The organism is Leisingera sp. M658, assembly GCF_025144145.1.
Classification (GTDB): Bacteria; Pseudomonadota; Alphaproteobacteria; order Rhodobacterales; family Rhodobacteraceae; genus Leisingera.
The window spans coordinates 1205845-1225069 of sequence record NZ_CP083546.1 but is presented as its reverse complement, the minus strand read 5'-3'; the positions used below and the strand labels follow the sequence as shown (position 1 = coordinate 1225069).

Sequence of the window (19225 nt, the reverse complement as noted above, 5' to 3'; positions counted from 1 at the left end):
CGCTTCTTTCTGCTGAGAAGCGGTGTAAGGGGTGAAGGCCGTCTTGGAATTGATCCGGGTGATCAATTCAGGCCCGAATGGGCGAAGCCCTGCCCTTAGCTGCGCCATACCAAGTGTAAGGCGCCTGCAGCCGCGTCAAGGACAGGCCGGGCTGCGGTCCTCCTTGACCCGGCCTCCGGCGGGGCAGATCAATCGCCGCCCAGGAGTTTCAGCAACTGGTCCCGCGCTTCTTGTTCGATGCGCTGTTTCAGCACGTCGTTCAGGTCCTGCTCCGGCGCAATTTCGGTGTTCAGCTCTTCACTCAGCTTCTGGCGCACGCGGTCCTTGGCTTCCTGCTCGATCTCGTCGATTTTCGGCTGCAGCGCCTGGCTCAGGTCCGGACGGATATCCGGGTTTTCCCAAGGACCGGTGATCCGCACCGGGATGGTCAGCACCTGATCACTGCCTGCCCGCACCAACTGGGGAATAAACAGATAATCCAGATCCCGCGCGCCCAGCCCGATCCGGCCCTTGCCTTCGGCGCGGAACCCCTTGAGCAGAACCAGAAGATCCTGGTTGCGCAGGTTGCCGCCGTCAATTATGTAACTGGCCGTCATCTGATCAAACACGGTGCTGCCGCCATTACCGCCCGAGCGCATCAGCTGCTCCAGATCGAAACCGGTAAAGAACCCTTTGCCCGCTTCCAGCCAGCCCTTGCCGTTGAGCGAGCGCATGATAGCGTCTGCTGAGTTTCCGGCCCCCAGGAACTCCAGCTCCCCCAGCGCCTCGCCGTTCAGCCGGCTGTAGCCCGCGGTTTCGCCCAGGGCCCGCTCCAGCCTGATGCCGTTGAACGAGAGCTTGCCGCCCACCGACAGGCCATTGCGGTTGTTGGCAACCAGCTGCCCCCGCACCTGGCCGCCGAACATGGAGGCCGGCAGGAACTTCAGCACCGCGCGGCTGCGCTCAACCGTCAGGTTCAGCGTGCTGGCTCCCAGGATCACACCGCCGGTATTCAAGCTGTCAAAGGACAGGTCAATGACAGCATCCGCCAGCCCCAGCGCCGAGGCATCAATCGCGCCCTTCGGCCAGCCCGCCGCGGCTGCCCCGCCGCTGCCAGAGCTGCCCGTCCCGCCAGCCAACGCGGAGAAATCCAGCGCGCCGCCGCGCAGTTGCGCAGTAATCTCCGGCCGCTTGTTGAATTCTGCATCCGCGGCGCCGGTCAGCTTGTTGCCGCCCAGCTCAACCGCCAGATCACGCATCGACAGCCGTCCGTCGGCGGTATAGGTCACATCGGCGCCGAACACGGTCTTTTGCGCCAAGGCATCCGGCAGGGCCAGCCCCAGCGCGACACCCGTTTGCAACGCATCATCAGCGCCAAAGGTCAGCCGCCCGCTGGCCTCGCCGTTGATATCGGCATGGCCGTCAAACCGCCCCTTGCCGCCCGGTGCCGTCACCGTTGCCCCGATCGAGGACACCTTACCGGCCAGAAACGCTGCAAAGGTGCCGATCTCGGCATCCACCTCCACCGGCTCCCCCGCCGGGCGCAGGGTCGCCCTGGCGTTCACGGTGCCATCGGGTTCCGGCCACAGCAGGCTAAGGTCGATGTTTTTCATCTCCACCGGCGCTTCGCCATATGCGGCGTAGCGCAGCGAGGCCCCGGTCAGATCGACCGCTTCAATCCTGAGCGGCAGCGCACCGCTGCTGCTTGCGGCCGGACCGCCAGAGGCTGGGGCGCCGCTGCCAAAGACCCAGTTGCCGATGCCGTCCTCGTTGGTGGCCAGGTTCAGATGCGGCAGGATCGCCGAAATTTCCGTGACCCGCACATCGCCCTGCAACAGCTCTGCCGCCGCCACGCCGATGGTCAGACGCTCGGCCTGCAGCATCGGCTCGGGTCCCGCCCAGTCTGCATTGGACAGCGTCACCGCGTCCGCCTTGACCCCCAGCGTCGGCCAGAAGGTAAAGCGCACCTTGCCGCCGAACGCCAGCTTGCGGCCCGTCTGCGTCTCCAGCTGATCAGCCGCCAGCCGCGCGATTTTCTCGCCCGGCAGCAGCAGCACCAGCCCCGCCAGCACCACCACCGTCAGCACCAGCGCGGTCACAACCCGGATTATCAGCTTCATCAGCCCACTCCTCATGTCTTGCCCCCCTGTAGTCCAAGGGTCTTTTTGCCAGCTTACCGTCTGGTGGAGCGGGTGCAATGCAGGAAGCCGCTTCCTGCATCAAAGCTTCGCGCGTTTTGACCGCAGGATAGCCGTTTCCGGAGAACAGGCCGAACAGCAGATAGGGCAGCCGCTGCCAGATGGAGCCGATCTTTCCGGCAAAATGCATCTCCCGGCGGAAAAAGAAGTGCTCGTCTACGGGGAGGCCTTGTTTGGCGAGGATATGGCGGACGGTGGTTCAGGCTTCGCGCGCGGTTAGAGGCATCTGCTTGGCTTGAGACCGCCATTTCTTCGCCTCAGCGGTGAAGAGAGCAACCTTGGCAGACACAGTTCCAGAAGACACCGGATATGCACTAGGACACACAAAACCCCGAAAACCGGCGGCACCTTCAAACGCTACATTGGCGTCGTTGCAGAATTTTGCGCCCGCTGGCTACGGGCTTTGGCGCTCCGCCTTCAACACCAAACGAAGGGCAGGCGTTGCCCGGCCTTGCGGCCGTGCAAAGGGAAAATGCAGCCGCCGGGTGCACAGGAGGTGTGCAGAGGGGGGTCACACCTGACACCCCCGTTTTCCTTGCCTCTTACCGCATTCCTGATATATGCGCGCGAATGACCAGTACCCCGTCCAGCAACCCGCCCAGCCTCCGCCCCGACCTTGCCCCCCGCCCGCAGTTCGGTGATGCGCCGCGCCCGGACCAGCCGACGCTCGGCATGGTGTCGCTCGGCTGCCCCAAAGCGCTGGTGGACAGTGAGCGCATCCTGACCCGGCTGCGCGCCGAAGGCTACGGCATCTCGCCCGACTACGCCGGCGCCGACGCCGTAATCGTCAACACTTGCGGCTTCCTGGACAGCGCCAAGGCGGAAAGCCTTGAGGCGATCGGTGAGGCGCTGAAGGAAAACGGCAAAGTCATCGTCACCGGCTGCCTCGGCGCCGAGCCGGACTATATCCGCGAGCACCACCCGCGCATCCACGCGGTCACCGGCCCGCATCAGTACGAACAGGTGCTGGACGCGGTGCATTCCGCAGTGCCGCCTTCCCCGAACCCTTACGTGGACCTGCTGCCTGCGGCCGGCGTCAAGCTCACCCCGCGGCACTTCAGCTATCTGAAGATTTCCGAGGGCTGCAACCACAAGTGCAAGTTCTGCATCATCCCGGATATGCGCGGCAAGCTGGCCTCCCGCCCCGTCCACGCGGTGCTGCGCGAGGCGGAAAAGCTGGTCGGGGCCGGGGTCCGTGAACTGCTGGTGATCAGCCAGGACACCTCTGCCTATGGGCTGGACCGCAAGTATTCCAGCCACCCCTGGAAGGGGGAGGAGGTGCGCAGCCATATCCTCGACCTCAGCCGCGAGCTGGGCAGGCTGGCCCCGGCAGAGGACCTGTGGGTGCGGCTGCACTATGTCTACCCCTACCCCTTTGTGCGCGACCTGATCCCGCTGATGGCGGACCCGGACAACGCGCTGCTGCCCTATCTGGACATCCCCTTCCAGCACGCTCACCCGGATGTGCTGCGCCGCATGGCCCGCCCCGCGGCGGCAGCCAAGACGCTGGACGAAATCCGCGCCTGGCGCGCGGCCTGCCCGGATATCACCCTGCGCTCCACCTTCATCGTTGGCTTCCCCGGCGAGACCGAGGGTGAGTTCCAGCACCTGCTCGACTGGATGGACGAGGCGCAGCTGGATCGTGTTGGCTGTTTCAAATACGAAAACGTCGATGGTGCGCGCTCGAACGACCTTCCGGACCATGTACCGGAAGAAGTGAAGCAGGAACGCTGGGAACGCTTCATGGAGAAGGCCCAGGCGATCTCCGAGGCGAAACTTGAGGCGAAAGTCGGCCAGACGATGCAGGTCATTGTCGACGACATCGACGAAGACGGCATCGCCACCTGCCGCACCAAAGCCGACGCGCCGGAGATCGACGGCAACCTGTTCATTGATGATGGGGTTGAAGAGTTGAAAGTCGGCGATATGGTCACCGTTGAGGTTGATGAGGCCGGGGAGTACGACCTTTGGGGTGTGAGAACCGCCTAAGGCACAACGCGCAGCATTTTCACTGCGCCCGCAGCGCCTCTACCTCAGCTTCCTCTTCTATTGATTGGACACTGGCGTCCGTCTGTGGCTCTCGGATTCTTGGTGCAGGTTTCCTCCAAGAAGAAAGGTCTTGGCCAATCTCGCGATAGAACTTTGGAACAATCTCTTCAAGTTCCGCAATAAAGTTCGTTTGCTGAGTGAATTTTGCCCCCAACCGCTTTGCCACATAGATATGAAAACTGACGACTTGGAGCCCGTTTTTGTCTTTTTCACAGAGATCAGGATCAGCGAACAGTTCCACCAAAGAGAATTGAGTGTCTTCACTGCGGCCGGGCCAAGTCATTCGAACAAAGAGATCATCATTGACTTCGCTCTTCAATTGGCGAAGCAGCCAATTCAATCGTGCCTTAGAAGACTTCTTGTCTTCGGGTGCTCTGAGCGTCATACCTGCTTCAATCGTCCGGCGATTTAGATCCGCCACGATCTCCAAATTTGCCGCAGCATCTGGTATTTCAAAGCTGACCTGCAGTTGGTGATCTTCCCTTAGTTGGTTCAGTTCATCTTTGTGCCGGTCAGCAGGATTCTTTGCATGTTTCCGGTTTAAACGCTCTCTTACGTTTGTTTCCGTCTGCCTGCTCAAGATTAATGACAAATCTTTGGTTTCCTGATGCCAAGCTTCCAATACCGCAATCGCTTCTGGAGACTTAGCAAGTATCTTGCCTCCTGCCGAAACAAGCTTGTTCAGTTCGCCCCAATCTGGCGGCATGCGGTCGAAACCGCGAATACCTGCGCTTTCATGCGTTAAAAAGCGCCTCAATTCATTCAGCAACACACGCTGATCATCGTCGGCAACACCGTCGTTGCTGATCAGTAAGTCAACCGTTGTCAGGACGAACATCCATGACCAGTGGAAAACTGGGACCTTCGAGCGGCTTCTACGGACATCCTCCAGCGGATGGCTGGCGGGCAATGTCGCAAATTGGTTGGAAATTGTAATGACGCAGTCAATCCTGTTGTCCTTTGCCAGGCTGCGGTATTTTTCTATTTGCTCTGCAGTCAGGGGATTATTGCCAATCTTGGCCTCCACCATGGCGCGCCATTCTCGAGAGCCGTTTCCCACGACAATCAGCCCGTCAGGGCGATCTTTGCCTCCCTCTTTCTGACCGTCAAAGACTACTTCTGTGAATGTCTCCACGGTTGTGCGCTTCCCGGTTCGTTGCCCCAATGACGCTAACAACTCTGATGCAAGTTCCTCAACTTTGGAAAGGCACGCCAAAAGAATTGAGGTCGTCCGTCCCTCTTTGGAGTTATTGGACAACACCGGAAAAAGGCGCGCAGGCTCCCCCTGCTTTAGATATTCTGGTCTGTCCATGATGCCCTCCAAGCCCCTCTCGCAAATTCAGTAAAGCCCTATGGATATACAATCCTAGAATGATTTTGCACAACTTATAAGACATTGCAAAGGTTGAAGCAGCACGGATCATCATTGCCGAAGTCTACCAGCTAACATTTCGCTCCCTGTCTGCTACGCTCTCCCCCAACCGCAACCAGCCAGGGAGAGCCCCCAGCCATGACAGACACTCCGGAAATCGCCCAGAAAGCCCCCTTCCCCGTCGAAGTGACTGAGGGAAAGACCTATTTCTGGTGCGCCTGCGGCAAGTCGCAAAAGCAGCCGTTCTGCGATGCCTCGCACAAGGGCACGGCGTTCGAGCCGGTGAAATACAAAGCAGAAAAGGACGGCAAGCTGTTCTTTTGCGGCTGCAAGCACTCTGGCAAAAAGCCCTTATGCGACGGCAGCCACTCAAAGCTGTAACAGACCATCCCGCACGCCAAGCACGCCAGGCCTGCCAAGCCCGCCGGGCAGATCACGCCTGGCAGGCCATGCTGCGGCCTAAGGCATCAGCCGTTGGAATACATCCCCGGTGGGACAAAACTCTGGAACCGCAGGGGTGCCGTCATCGCGGCGGGTGGAGATCCACAGCGCGCAGGACTGGCTGCAGCCCGCACCGCGGCAGGCGGTCACCATCCGGGCATAGTCCAAACCGTTGAGCTGCCCGGTTTTCACCGCATGATCGAGATCGACGCCCGCGGCCTTGGCCACGGCGCGCAACAGCCACAGGTGGCGGAAGATATTGCCGAGGCTCCGGGCCTCCGCATCCATGTCCTTCACGCGCTGCGGCCCTTCAACTGCATCAGCACATCCGCATTGCGGCAGCCGGGCATCGGTGCTTCAGCGTGGTCATGGGCGGACAGAAAAGCCTCGCATTGATCCGTCGCGCCGCAGCCGCGGCAGCGGGTGATCATCTCGGCCCAGTCCGCGTGGCTGATATCCCCCGCGGCAAAGGCAGATGTAAGATCCGCCCCCACAGCCTGGCCCATCCGGGCCATCAGCCGGAAATGATACAAGGGGTCCCCCAATGGCTGCATGTTCGAACTCCTTAAAGAGACCGGAAGAAATCCGGAGCCATCAGGCCTGCTGCTCGTTCAAATAGCCAAGCAGGTCGCGGTTGCGGCAGAAATCAGGCGCCTCGGCACCGGGGCGCGGCCCTTCGGCCAGCCACTTGCGGCAAGCCCCGACGCCGCCGCAACGGCTGCAGCGCAGCACTGCCTCGGCGATCTCGTCAAAGCGCAGAGTTCCGGCAACCGCCTCTTCCTCAAGATCCAGCCCGACGGTGCCGGCCATCCGGTCAAACAGCTCGGCGTGCTTTTTCAAATCGGCATGGGTGGTCATCGCGCAGTCCCCCGGAATCATTCATTTCGGGTACAGCTTAGCGGCAGGGCGCAGGTGCCGATTTGATGCAGGTCAAACGGGACCGGGTTCAGGCGGATTTCCCGCCCAGGTGGCCGAGATACGCGCGCACCGCATCCTGCACCCGGCGGAACCGGTCGCCGCCCAGTTTCTTGCCGCCATACCAGCGGGTAACGATGATCACATGATCCTTCAGGCCTTCGCGCTCCATCATCCGCAGGATCACCATGCCCGCGCCGCTCTCGCCGTCATCAGCCTTAAGCCCGCCCGCGGGCAGCATCGCAGCCCAGGTGTTGTGGGTCGCTTTGGCATAGGCGCGGTCAGACTTCAGCTCAGCCAGCACCGCGTCGACCTCCGCGCGTGAGGCAACCCGCGCCCCCGTCACTGCATAGCGCGAGCCGCGGTCGGTCAGCACCACACCCAGCATCTCCAGCGCGGGCGCAGCCTGATCCTTGGCAGTCATGCTCAGTTCAGCCCGTGGCGGTCGATGGTGGCCTGCACCACCCGCACCCGGTCCGGGTTGGCGGGATGGGTGCCCAGGAAACGGTCGCCGGGATCCGGCAGCCGGTTGAAGAAGCGCACGCCGATGCTGGGCCGGAAACCGGACTGATGGGTAATAAGGGTGCCCAGCTCATCGGCCTCCAGCTCAAAATCCTTGGAATAGGTGCGCGCGCCGACATAACCGCCCACATCCTGTGCGGTGGAAACTGTTGCCGCGCTGCCGCCCGCAAGGGCTGTGATCAGCCCTGCACCGGCGCTGACCAGCGCCGAGTTCTGCGCCTGCCGCGCCAGATGGCCGCGAATATGGTGGGCGGCCTCATGCGACATCACAAAGGCCAGCTCGTCCTGGTTGGCGATCTGCCCCAGCATCCGCTGTGTGAAGGTTATGATGGGCCGGCCGGAACGGTCGAGGCTTTGATAAGCATTGGGGGCCGCGTTGGGGTTCGGGTCGATGCGGATCAGAAAATCGCAGTTCAGCCCCTGGGTCCGGCTGCGGCACGCGCGTTCAGCCACCGGCTCCACCCGCCGGGACACCGACGCAAAGGCGGTGCGCGCCTCCCCTGGCGCCATCCCCTGCACCCGCGGTGTCCGAGCAACCGGCGCAGATTGCGGCGCAGGCTCAATCGCCACATCACAGGCGCCGACGGCAAGAGCAATGAGACACAGTAAACGGCGCATGGCACTTCCTTTTGCAGTTCCGGGCTACTTTATCGCGCAAGGATGTCGGAAGGCAATCGCCCGGCAGCGGAACCTTGCTGCCAGATCCATGTGATAGTCTGTGATTGCAAGGCCTTGCCAGCAGCCAGGCGGCAGTGCAGGCTGGACTTATGTTTACCATAGAGCATGAATTCGACTCGACGGTTATTACCCTGGTGGATGAGGACGGAACCCCGCTCACCGAGGATGTGACCATCAATTCCTTCACCGAATGCGTGACGGTCGAACAATACGACCCGCGCACCGACAAAGTGCAGACAATCACCCTGTCCCATTTGCAGGTGCGGGATCTGGCCGCAGCGCTGGACCTGCCGGAAGGCGTCTACAGGCTTGTGCCAGGTGATGACTAGGCGTCAGGCCGGGCCGTTGTAGACAAAAGCCTTGCCGCGCGAGGTTGCACCGCGGCGCAGGACCAGATTGGACGCCGCAGTGCCCATTGCCGCGGCCAGCAGGCTGCGGACGGCGTCGTTGGCCTTGCCGTTCTCCGGTGCCGCGGTAACCGAAATCTTAAGCACGCCCTCTGCCGGCACAATCGCATTGCGCGCCGCCTTGGGCGCGGCCCGCACCGCGATTTCCATCCCCGGAACACACAGTTGGCTCAGATCCGGCAGGTCTTTCTTTTTCGGCTTTCCCATAGCACCACATTTGCCCTGTGCGGGCGGCAAAAACCATAGACTTTTCCGCTGCCCCGCAGCTACCACCGGGTCAACGAAGCCCAGCCCCGCCGCCTGCTGCCTTTGCAGCACAGGTGCAGCAGTGTTAGGGGACACTTCGGGTTGCAGTATCGGCGTTGTTGCAAAACTCCCTCTTGAGGCCTGACTACCCCTTTCCCCTCTGAACTTAGGCGACGCGGACGATCTCGGCGGTGCCGAGTGCATTGAAGCGATTGATGAGGGCGATGCGGATGTGGATTTCAGCGGTTTGGCTACCAGGGTCTCTTGCGGCGATGCGTTCGCCGAATGCCTTCAAGCAGCGCATCTTTGCCTCGACCCGGCTCCGGGCGTGGTATCCTGTCCAGCGTTTCCAGAAGGCCCGGCCGTAGTGCCGGGTGGCGCGCAAGGTTTCGTTTCTGACCTGTGCCGCCGGGCAGTTTTCTTTCCACGGCTGGCCATTCTTGCGGATAGGGATAATCGGGACGGCCCACGCTTGATGATGGCGGAGTGGCAACGGCGCGTGTCATAGGCCCCGTCTGCAGTCACGCTGCCGATCTCTTCGTCCTTCGGACTCTGGTCGCGCAGTTCCGGCAGGACCGGGCTGTCCACTGCCCGGCAGTGGTTTGCGCAGCATAACCACGAGAGGGGCCGTCGCGGCTGGGGGTGAATTCCCTCTCGTCAGATTTGCTTTGCAAATCGCCTGCCGGACAAGGGACAGCACGGATGTCAGACGTGGCAGCATCCATCGCAAGATGCACCTTGCGCCCCTCTCATTGATTGCTCTGCAATCAACTGCCGGGCAGCGATTGGCGTCGCCCCTGAACGCCGTGCTTGCGGGCCTGCCACTCACCATCGCCAAGGAACTTGATCCCGGTGCTGTCCGTTGCCCGGCAGGGCATTGCATAGCAATGTCCCGAGAGGGGACGCAGGTTCAGCGGACCATCGGCGCGGCGATACGGGATCTGGACGGCCAGCGTTCTATGGGCTTACGCGGCCCCACTGGGGCCACGGTCCCATCTCACTCTGCCGGCGGCACAGTGTAGAGAAATCGGGAACGGGCCAGTCCAACCCCGCCAGGTGCAAAAGGCTGGCGACCATCCCGGCGGTCTGCCGGAGTGGCAACTTGAACAGAACCTTGATCGACAGGCAGAACTGGATCGCCGAGTTCGAGAAGACTGGTGGACGCCCCGGTCGCCCTTCATGCGGCGCGAGCCAGGTCATCTCTTTGTCCAACCGGATCAGAAGCGACCCGCGCTTCCTGAGCGCATCGTTGTAGCTGGACCAATTCGTCGTGCGGTAGCGGGCAGGTGCGGGCTTGCTCATCTAACCCGTCTAACCGCATGGATTCGTGATGTGAATCCTTAGCGGTCAGAGTTCTGCAACAATGCCACTCCAACCTAAATTACTAAAGTGCCTCGTCTAGATTGCGGCATTTAACTTTTGATGAATTCGGATCAGCAATGGCTATCCGTCCGCCTCTTAAAATGCGGACGTTGAGCAACAAGGTAAGTTGCAGTGTCGGGCGGCAAACTTGCATCCGCGGCGAAAGTCCGGTTGGTCCCGCCAGCCCCTACAACAGCCCTTTAAACACCCTTTAAAACCCTCTGCCGCCCGACGTTTTTTTACGTTTTGGGCGGCGGATTGCCGGGTATTGCAACGGAAAGTGTCCCGTACTGCAACGCGAAGTGTCCCAAAATTCCGGCGTCAAATCACGGAACCGGCGCAGATCCGGACTGGCTAAACCCCCGTTTCAGGCTTAAAAATCAGGGAAATCGCGAAAATGAGTTGCTGCAACGGGAAGTGTCCCGCACTGCAACGCGAAGTGTCCCGCTGTTAGGAGACACTTGATATTGCAGTAACCGGAAGAGGCCGGACAAAGCCGGAAGAACCCGGATGGAGCCATATAAAAAAGGGCATTCTGGAAGGTCTAAACCTGGAAAGTGGCTTGGGGCGTTTGTCCTTCAATACCCGGAAAAATGGCCCCTACAGCGCGCTCAGCAGATTTTGGGACACTTCCTGTTGCAAACTCTCCAACGGCCCTGAAAGACCCTTAAAACAGGGCTTTAAAGCAGTGCCGGCGTCGGGCAACCACCTGAAATCGCATTCCCGAACTTGGAACTAGTCCCAAAAACTCACGGGCGCTTCTTAGAACCGCATTCCATGAGAAAAATCAATATTTTAGACAAAACTTAGGCTTGGAAGGCGAGTTTCGAACTTGGAACGGAATTTGAACTGGCATACCTGCTTACAAAATTTTGTACTGAGTGACCGCACCGTTGGCCCGTATCCCAAGTGACTTGATCTTCCCAAGAAATGCTAGACGCTGAACATTTTTACTTTTTACCCAAAGCTATAAGCCCAGCCTTCTTGGCTTTGAGTGCTTCAGTTTTCTTATCATATATCTCTGCCAGCGCGTCTTCATAAACATCCAATAGATCAAAATAGTCGTCGGCAGTTACAGCATCACCATGTGTCCCGAGATTTCCCACGACGCGTAAAGCATTCATAGACTCTGCAATATCGGCATCTTTCTTTGTCTGCTCGAAGATATCTATTCGCTGAAACAGCGAGCATCGCTTTTCTTTTCCTTTGTTGTCCTTAACGTGCCTCGGAATGCCCTCTTCATCGAGGACACGCTCCAAACTCGTGCGCAGCCTTGATGTTGAAGCTGATAGGTCTGCCCAATAGAGCTGGAACGCAAGCTTAAGTTCTTCCTGAACACTTGTGGGAAATGAGTCTCCCCCAAAGAAGTGGTCCGCCCCTATGATTAGGAAACGGAGGACCATAGATGGCGACCAAGAGGCCCAAGCCTGAAGAGATTGTCGTGAAGTTACGGCAGGTTGAAGTCTTGATGGGGCAAGGCATGCCCCGCATAGACGCGATCCGTCAGATCGGCGTTACGGAACAGACCTACTATCGCTGGAAGAAGAAGTACGGCGGAATGGGCACGGAACAGCTTAAAGAACTAAAGCGGCTGCAGAAGGAAAACGAGCGGCTTCGCCGGGCGGTTTCGGACCTGACACTGGACAAATTGATCCTGTCCGAGGCCGCAAAGGGAAACTTCTGAGCCCCTCCCGCCGCTGGTCCTGCATTGATCATGTGCGCAGCCAAATGAAGGTTTCCGAGCGTCGCGTTTGCCGCGTTCTGGGCCAGCACCGGTCCACACAGCGGCAATTGCCTCAAGGGCGTGCTGATGAGGAACGCCTGGTCGCCGATATGATCGAGCTGACACGTCAATACGGCCGATACGGCTACCGCCCGATCCTGCAGGCGATGAATGACGGCGTGGAAATCCCCGGTTTTGCGAGCGGAATTGTTCCCGGCGCCGCCGCCAGTGCGCCTCCGTTGGCGGCGGCCGGGCAAGCCCGCCCGACCATGACAGTCCGCCTTCTGCCCTCACCGATGTTCGAGGCGGTGGTGGAAGAACGCGCCTCGGAAATCAGCGTCGAGGTGGTCCGGGACTATGACCAAGGCCCCGCCCGCTCGACCGTGAAAGACACTCTTGAAGATCCATACAAGGTTTGATGATGGCACTGGCCTGGCCCCTCCCCCTCAGCGAGTTTTTTGACACCCTGCCCATCGCCCGGATCACCTCCCGGCCGGGTGCCGCCAATACCACGTCGGAAACCCACGGCGGCGACGTGATCAAGCACCGGCTCGGCAGCCGCCTGTGGGGCGGGCGCATTGTCCTGGACAAGGACCACCACAGCGCCATTGCCGCCATCGAGGCGCGCCTGTCGCTGCTGGACGAACCCGGCGCGTCCTTTCTGCTGTGGGACACCCGCCAGCCGCACCCGGCGGCCGACCCGGAGAAATTCATCCTTGGCAGCTCCACGCCTGTCATCGAGGCGCTGAACCCGAACAACCGCGAGTTGGATATTTCCGGCCTGCCTGCGGGTTACATCCTCAGCCGCGGCGACCTGCTGGGCTTCACCTATGGCGCCAATCCAACCCGCTACGCCTACCACCGCATTGCGACCGGCGCGGTGGCCTCTGGTGCCGGTGTTGCCGCAGACATCGAGGTCACCCCGTTCATCCGGCCGGGCGCTGCCCTTGGCACCGCCGTCACGCTGGGCAACCCGGTTCTGAAGGCCACCCTCACCACCGCCCAGTACGGCGAGGGCCGTTCGGCTGTGACCGAAGGCGGCTCGTTCAACTGGCTGCAGACGCTGAGGTAACCATGAGCTATTCCGCACAGGCACAGCAGCAGCTCGCAGAACGCCGCGGCACCGACGCCCGCGTCCTTCTGTGGTTTCAGGCCAGGAACCGCACCACCGGCGCCCCGGAAACCCTGGGGTTCTGGACCGGCGATGATCATCAGGAATTCCTGATCGACGGCGGGATCCGCACCTATTACGGCGCGGGTGCCGTGATCGATGTGCCCCCGATCATCGCGGCGCCGGGGTTCCAGGTGCGGCAGTACCGGGTCAAGCTGCCGCCGATGCTGGACGAGGTGAAGCAGCTCCTGCAGCAGTATGACCCCCGCCACGCTGAAGTGCAGATCCATTCCGCTGTCTTCGACCTGGACACCGGCAATCTGATGCCCCCCGTTAAACGCATATTTAAGGGCGTTTTAAACGAGGCGCCGGAGGAGCTGGGCGGCAAGGGCAGACCCAGCTTTACCCAGCTAGTTCTGGTTTCCCCCGCCCGCAAGCTGACTCAGGGCCTGCCGCTGAAGCGTTCAAACGCCGAACTGCAGCGCCGCAACGCAGATGACCGGGGCCGCGAATACAGCGATGTGGCCGGTGAATGGCCGGTGCCATGGGGAACCTGATGCAGAACCGGGCGGAACTCCTGCTGGATTATCTGAGCGACATCCGGGTCGCCAAGCGCGTGCTGAAGCCGTCGCAATTCGACTGCGCGTTCTTTGCGGCAGGCTGGGTGAAAGCCTGCACGGGCGTTGATCCGGCCAGCGCCTGGCGCGGCCAGTACCGCAGCCTTGATAAAGGCCGCGCCATGCTGAAGGGCGCCGGCTACCGGGATCTGGACGACCTGGCCGCGGCCCATTTGGCGGAAATCGACGGCTGGGGCAGTTCCCGGCCGGGCGACATTGCCGCAATCAGCGAAGGCGGCCACACGGCGCTGGGGATCATCGGCGGCCCGCAGATCCATGTTCTGGGCCTCAAAGGGCTGGACTACCTGCACCTTGACCGGGCGAAACGGGTGTTCCGGCCATGAAGCTGCTGTCTTATGCCCTGCTGCTCCTGCTGGTGCTGTGCCAGCCCGCCGAAGCCGCCTCGGTCGGGGCTGTCCTGGTGGCACTTGGCACCGCCTTCAAGGCCTATGTTGCCGCCAATGCAATCGCGGCCTTTGCGCTGCGGACGCTGGTTTCCACCGGCATTTCGCTGCTGCTGAAGAAGTTCCAGCAGCGCAAACAGCGCCGCCCCGGCATTCAGACCTCGGCGACCACGACCGGCGGGACGGACCCGCAAGGCTCGGTTGTTGGCCGTTTCGCCACTGCAGGCCATCTGGTCTATCAGAACAGCCATGGCGGCAACCGGGTTTATCTGACCCATGTGATTGAGCTGGGCGACCTCCCCGGCGCAAGCCTGCGCCGCCTGATCATCGACGGCGAATACTCGGAGATCGGCACCGACTGGGACCCGAACGTCGGCTACCAGATCCTGAACAAAGTCGCGGATGACGGCTGGGGATACGGCTGGATCCGGTTTTATGACGGCAGCCAACTGGCGGCAGATCCGCGCCTGGTGGCGCTGTATGGCGCGGACCCGGACCGGTCCTGGACCGAAGACCACATCCTGACCGGCCTTAACTATGCGGTTCTGACCTTCTACCGCAGCGACAAGCAATATCCGAACGGCAGGCCGCAGGTCCGCTTTGAGCTGAACGGACCGGGCTTTTATGACGTGCGCCAGGACAGCACCGCCGGGGGCAACGGGCCTCAGCGCTGGGACGATCAAACCACCTGGCAGCCCACCGAGAACCTGATGGCCATGGCCTATACCGTCATGCGCGGCATTACCCTGCCCTGCGGTTCTGTCTGGGGCGGCGGCTTTCCGGCCGGGGACATGCCTTACACCGAATGGGCGGCCGCACTGGACGCCTGCGACCTGGGCGTGGGCAGCAACAACCGGCCTCAGTTCCGCGGCGGCATGGAGATCCGCTTTGAAGAACCGCCGGCTGATTTCCTTGAGGAGATCTTTGCCGCCGCAAATGCCGAGATTGTCGAGCTGGGCGGCTATTGGTATCCGCTGGTGGGATCAGTCGATACCTATGCGGCCGATCTGACCGAAGACGACCTGCTGGTCTCTGAAGGCTGGAAGCATGACCCTTTTCCCGGCCTGGAAAAAGCCTTCAACGCCGTCACAATCACCCATCCGTCCCCCAATGCGCTTTGGAACCCGTCCGCGCCGGTCACGCTGACCCGGCCGGAATGGGAAGCGGAAGACGGCGGCGAGCGTGTCTTCGATCTGAAGCTGCCGATGGTGTTCAACACCCCGCAAGCGCGCCAGATCGGCAATGCGCTGCTGAAGGAAAACCGCCGCTTCCGTACCCACCGGCTGCCGCTGCCGCCGGAGTATTCCAATCTGCGGCCTCTGCAGAAGACCCGTTTCACTTCTGCCTGGTACGGTTATGAAGGCAAGACCTTCACCATCACTGAAATGGCCTTTGACCTGCTGAAGCTGAATGTTTCGGTCAGCCTGCGGGAATGGGACCACAGCGATTTTGATCCGGACCTGGCGCTGGAAACCCCGGACCTGCCGCAGGTCACCGCGCCCATCGTCACCCAGGACGCCGGGGTGCCGGGCTTTGGCGTCTCCGGCATTGAAATCAAGGACGCAAACGGCATTGTCCGCGGCGTTGGTATCCGCGCCGTCTGGACCCCTTCCCTTGCCTTCACGGCGGACGGCGTTTCTTTCCAGGTCCGGGTCAAGGACGGCGACGACGAGCGCTTCAGCGCCAGCACCGCCGATCTGGAGCTGGGCACCTTCCGCCTGGAGCCGATGCAGGGCGGCACCGAATACGAGGCCCGCGGCAAGGCAATCTCAAAGACCAGGGACACCAAGTGGACCGCCTGGCTGCCGGTCACCACGCCCGCGTTCAAGCTGCAGCCGGACATGCTGGCCGATGAGACCTGGCAGGCAATTTCCGATGATGCCAATGCCGCCGCTGCCGCGCTGGATGACCAGCTTGTCCTGGACAAGATCGCGCCGCTGGAAGGCGCGGTGAAGCGGGATCTGGAAATCCGCGACGTGCAGAGTTTCCATGCTGCCGAAGCGCTGGGGGTCATCGGGGATAAAGTGCTTTGGGCGCTGACCAGGCTGTCTGAAATCGACGCCCGCATGGCAGACGCCGGGATTTATCAGGACCCGGACACCGGCACGGTGCGGATCTATGGCGTGGTTGCGGAAGCGGAACGGATCAGCGAGGCGGAAATCCGGCTGTCCGCCGCAGAAGCCCGCATTTCCCTGACTGCCACAGAGGCCTACGTCAACCAGCAGGTTTCTATTGCGCTGACAGATCCAAGCCAGTTCCCGGTGTTTGAAGGGCTGCAGGTGCGGGTCAATCAGGTTGAGGCGGATCTGGACGCGGCGGAGGCGGCAATCGCCCTCAAGGCCACGCAAACCGAAGTGGACGGGATGGACGCCCGCCTGAGTTCGGCGGAAGTGGATATCGACGCTGCACAAGAGGCCATCACCCTGAAGGTGGATCAGGCGGATTTTGACGCCGCCGAAAGCCGCCTGTCCTCGGCAGAGGTGCAGATCAGCACCCTGGACGGCCCGGCAATCACCCAGTCGGTGAGCGACGTGCGCAACCTGCATGATCAGATGGCGCTGCAGGATGTTGCCACCCTGGAGCAATTGCTGCTGGCTTATGAACAGCGCGAAGCCCTGAAAACCCAGATTGCCTATGCCACTCAGGACATCCGGGCGCGGGTGGATGATGACCGCAGCGCAACAGCGGCCATCACTGCAAGCCTTGGTGTGGCGATTGAAAACAGCGTGGCGCTGATTGAATCAGAAAAGCTGGTGCGCGCAGATGCGACCTCTGCCCTGTCTCAGTCCTATGAGCAGTTGAGCGGACGGGTGGAAAGCGCAGAGGGCGACCTCACTCAGGTGAACAAAGTGGACGTTTCCAGTACCTCGGCGCTGGTGCAGTCCCACCTCAATCTGGAGGGCGCCGTCAACGATCCTGATACGGGGCTGGCGGCGGCGCACGGGGAGATCACCCAGATGAACACTGTGGATGTGTCCAGCACCTCGGCGCTGGTGCAGTCCCACCTCAACCTGGAGGGAACGGTCAACGATCCTGATACGGGGCTGGCAGCGGCTCACGGGGAGATCACCCAGCTGAACACGGTGGATGTGTCCAGCGGCTCGGCGCTGGTGCAATCCCACCTCAACCTGGAGGGCACCGTCAACGATCCTGATACGGGGCTGGTGGCGGCTCGTGGGGAAATCACTCAGTTGAACACGGTGGATGTGTCCAGCACCTCGGCACTGGTGCAGGCGCACATGGCGCTAGCGAGCGAGTTCGAGGGCAAAAAGACCACCATCGAAACGACCGCCAACACTGTGGACGGCGTGATGGGCGAATACACCCTGCGCATCGACAACAACGGCCATGTGGCGGGCATGGTGGTGCGGTCTGAACTCGACGAGGACGACGCGCCGATTGCGCGGATTGCGTTTCAGGCTGACATGTTCGCAATTGTCTCGCCGGACGGGTCAAACGAAACTGTGCCGTTCACGCTCTACACTCAGGAGCGCACGATCAATGGCCGTGTGTATCCGGCGGGTGCCTACATGGAAAATGCCTTCCTTGGGGCGGCATCCATCGGGCGCGCTGAAATCGCGGATGTGATCAAGAGCGACGATTACGCACAAGACGGCAACGGCATTCCGACCGCTGGAATAAAGATCAACTTTGACACCGGGCGGATCAAGGCGGCGGGGGTGGTTCTGTCCCGGCCCATGGTCCTGGCGCAAGGCTCGTTCACGGTTTCGGGGGCGGTTGGCAACGGCGCCCGCTGGGCCTTTGTGAATACCGGCATCCGGGTCGGCAAACTGGACGTCTGGCAGGCGCAGCGGTTTGCCCTGGCCGCTGCCGCATCGGTCACCACCACCGGCACCGCACCGGGCGGCATGGACCCCAACAACACATTCTGGACCCTCAATACATCGATCCAGCCAGGGGCGCGCTGGAATGGTTTCGGCGGCGCCAACCCCGCTCCGGCAGCGTCTTGGAGCAAGGACCCTTCCGCCCTGGTGGATCCGCATTGGGCCAGCGGCAGCGATCAGCGGGTGTTCCTGGCAATCGATCTGGAGGCCCAGGGCGGCGTCTATTTCAACAACCCGAAAATCGAATGGACAGTGTTCCAGGTAACATAAGGAGAGCAGCCCTATGGCATGGCCAAAGGCAGGAACAGTCAGCGTTGTGAACGGCAGCGCAATCGTCACCGGAACCGGCACCAGCTTCTTTGGCAGCGCGCAGGCGGGCTGGGGCTTTGTCGGCCCGGACGGGCGGGTCTATGAGGTGCTGGCGGTCAGCAGCGGCACGCTCCTGACAATCACCCCCGCCTACCAGGGCGCCACGGCGGCCGGGCAGATCTATGCGCTGTTCCCCACTATGTCGCTGGCGCATGATGTGGTGGCCAGCGTGCAGGCGCTGACCGGCACGTTCCAGGCGATTGCAGACGGCCCCGGACAGGGCAAATTCAGCACCGATGTGGTCAAGCTGGGCGATGAAGACACCGGCCTCGGCTGGCCGTCCAGCAATGAGGTGGCGCTGAAAGCCGGGGGCGATTGGCAGCTCCGCCTCAAGGATAGCAAGGCCAGCGGCGCGGCGGTGCAGGACCATTGGCTCGATGCGGCAATTGGAAAGCTGTTGACTGCCGGCGCTTTCGGCTGGGGTCACGATGCCGCCAATGGATCGGCAAACTTGGCTGCGGGCACAGAGCTTTCGGCGATCACTGTCACCGGCCTTTACCGGTATGCCAGCACGCACACCGATGCGCCCAGCACCGCGGGCGTGGTGATGCATCTGAACCGGATCCCCAGCAGTGCTGCCGGTGGCATGGTTCAGATTGCGTTCGGCAACAACGGCGAGATGTGGATCCGCGTTCAGGACGGGGCGGGTCCGGTCTCCTTCGAGGCTTGGCGGCGGATGGATCCGGATCGTGGCAGCGGCCCTAATGGCGAGTATGTGCGCTTCCCCGATGGGACGCAGATCTGCACTAAGGCCATCACTGCGGACAGTGGCGCTGACTCTGTTTGGGACTTCCCGGCAGCTTTCTCTACGACGACAAATCTTACCGTTCATATCACTGCCCGGTCCTCTGCAAATGCCATCATTGGTGGCGCACGGGCGCCGTCTGTTTTGGCCGTGTCCTGGAACGCACACGACACTGCTGGCGTGCGAACTGCAACGCCTTGCAGCCTCAGGGCCGAAGGCCGCTGGTATTAAAGGGGATCATC

At 61.5% G+C, this 19225-nt stretch carries 17 protein-coding genes and 2 pseudogenes; 9 read left to right on the top strand and 10 right to left on the bottom strand.

The window, feature by feature from the left end; all coding sequences use genetic code 11:
• Positions 1-188: 188 nt before the first annotated feature.
• The gene (locus K3724_RS06130) at positions 189-2099 is read right to left on the bottom strand and encodes an AsmA family protein (RefSeq protein WP_259991002.1); all 1911 of its coding nucleotides are present in this window, start codon (positions 2097-2099) and stop codon (positions 189-191) included.
• Positions 2100-2747: 648 nt separating this feature from the next.
• Between K3724_RS06130 and rimO the strand changes: the two genes are divergently transcribed.
• Entirely contained in the window at positions 2748-4166 is a 1419-nt protein-coding gene (rimO, locus tag K3724_RS06125; RefSeq protein WP_259991000.1) for a 30S ribosomal protein S12 methylthiotransferase RimO, read from the top strand.
• A gap of 19 nt (positions 4167-4185) precedes the next feature.
• On the opposite strand, the gene K3724_RS06120 is transcribed toward rimO, so the two are convergent.
• Entirely contained in the window at positions 4186-5538 is a 1353-nt protein-coding gene (locus K3724_RS06120; protein ID WP_259990998.1) for a hypothetical protein, read from the bottom strand.
• 198 nt (positions 5539-5736) lie between these two features.
• On the opposite strand from K3724_RS06120, the gene K3724_RS06115 reads away from it, so the two are divergent.
• Entirely contained in the window at positions 5737-5979 is a 243-nt protein-coding gene (locus tag K3724_RS06115) for a CDGSH iron-sulfur domain-containing protein (RefSeq protein ID WP_259990996.1), read from the top strand.
• A 78-nt stretch (positions 5980-6057) separates the two neighbouring features.
• Here K3724_RS06115 and K3724_RS06110 read toward each other — a convergent pair whose 3' ends face one another.
• The 5 genes from K3724_RS06110 to K3724_RS06090 all read right to left on the bottom strand — a co-directional run bounded on the left by K3724_RS06110 (position 6058) and on the right by K3724_RS06090 (position 8094).
• Complete coding sequence (locus tag K3724_RS06110) at positions 6058-6327, bottom strand: DUF6455 family protein (RefSeq protein ID WP_259992574.1); 270 nt, start codon at positions 6325-6327, stop codon at positions 6058-6060.
• A gap of 5 nt (positions 6328-6332) precedes the next feature.
• Positions 6333-6593 carry a DUF6455 family protein gene (locus K3724_RS06105; protein ID WP_259990994.1) on the bottom strand — a complete coding sequence of 87 codons (261 nt, stop codon included), beginning with the start codon at positions 6591-6593 and terminating at the stop codon, positions 6333-6335.
• Between the two features lie 40 nt (positions 6594-6633).
• Complete coding sequence (locus tag K3724_RS06100; RefSeq protein ID WP_027258172.1) at positions 6634-6897, bottom strand: DUF6455 family protein; 264 nt, start codon at positions 6895-6897, stop codon at positions 6634-6636.
• A gap of 88 nt (positions 6898-6985) precedes the next feature.
• Positions 6986-7378, bottom strand: coding sequence for a YigZ family protein (locus K3724_RS06095; RefSeq protein WP_237457217.1), 393 nt, complete (start codon positions 7376-7378; stop codon positions 6986-6988).
• 2 nt (positions 7379-7380) lie between these two features.
• Positions 7381-8094, bottom strand: a complete 714-nt coding sequence (locus K3724_RS06090) for a M48 family metalloprotease (RefSeq protein ID WP_259990989.1) — start codon at positions 8092-8094, stop codon at positions 7381-7383.
• 149 nt (positions 8095-8243) lie between these two features.
• Between K3724_RS06090 and K3724_RS06085 the strand changes: the two genes are divergently transcribed.
• Positions 8244-8483 (top strand): hypothetical protein, encoded by a 240-nt coding sequence (locus K3724_RS06085; RefSeq protein WP_129370243.1) that lies wholly within the window; start codon positions 8244-8246, stop codon positions 8481-8483.
• A 3-nt stretch (positions 8484-8486) separates the two neighbouring features.
• Here K3724_RS06085 and K3724_RS06080 read toward each other — a convergent pair whose 3' ends face one another.
• From K3724_RS06080 to K3724_RS06070, 3 genes and pseudogenes are all read right to left on the bottom strand, one after another.
• Positions 8487-8768 carry a DUF167 domain-containing protein gene (locus tag K3724_RS06080; RefSeq protein WP_259990986.1) on the bottom strand — a complete coding sequence of 94 codons (282 nt, stop codon included), beginning with the start codon at positions 8766-8768 and terminating at the stop codon, positions 8487-8489.
• Positions 8769-8973: 205 nt separating this feature from the next.
• Positions 8974-10109: pseudogene (locus K3724_RS06075) on the bottom strand (IS5 family transposase).
• Between the two features lie 1010 nt (positions 10110-11119).
• Positions 11120-11572, bottom strand: coding sequence for a DUF4145 domain-containing protein (locus tag K3724_RS06070; protein ID WP_259990984.1), 453 nt, complete (start codon positions 11570-11572; stop codon positions 11120-11122).
• A gap of 2 nt (positions 11573-11574) precedes the next feature.
• On the opposite strand from K3724_RS06070, the pseudogene K3724_RS06065 reads away from it, so the two are divergent.
• The 6 genes and pseudogenes from K3724_RS06065 to K3724_RS06040 all read left to right on the top strand — a co-directional run.
• Positions 11575-12068 (top strand): annotated as a pseudogene (locus K3724_RS06065) (transposase); the annotation flags it as partial.
• Between the two features lie 242 nt (positions 12069-12310).
• Positions 12311-12964 (top strand): hypothetical protein, encoded by a 654-nt coding sequence (locus K3724_RS06060; protein ID WP_259990981.1) that lies wholly within the window; start codon positions 12311-12313, stop codon positions 12962-12964.
• Between the two features lie 2 nt (positions 12965-12966).
• Positions 12967-13560, top strand: coding sequence for a hypothetical protein (locus K3724_RS06055; RefSeq protein ID WP_259990979.1), 594 nt, complete (start codon positions 12967-12969; stop codon positions 13558-13560).
• The gene (locus K3724_RS06050; RefSeq protein WP_259990977.1) at positions 13548-13964 is read left to right on the top strand and encodes a DUF6950 family protein; all 417 of its coding nucleotides are present in this window, start codon (positions 13548-13550) and stop codon (positions 13962-13964) included. Before K3724_RS06055 ends, K3724_RS06050 begins: the two co-directional genes overlap by 13 nt.
• Positions 13961-18139, top strand: coding sequence for a DUF1983 domain-containing protein (locus tag K3724_RS06045; RefSeq protein ID WP_259990976.1), 4179 nt, complete (start codon positions 13961-13963; stop codon positions 18137-18139). Before K3724_RS06050 ends, K3724_RS06045 begins: the two co-directional genes overlap by 4 nt.
• A gap of 13 nt (positions 18140-18152) precedes the next feature.
• Positions 18153-19214, top strand: coding sequence for a pyocin knob domain-containing protein (locus tag K3724_RS06040; RefSeq protein WP_259990974.1), 1062 nt, complete (start codon positions 18153-18155; stop codon positions 19212-19214).
• Positions 19215-19225: the final 11 nt, after the last annotated feature.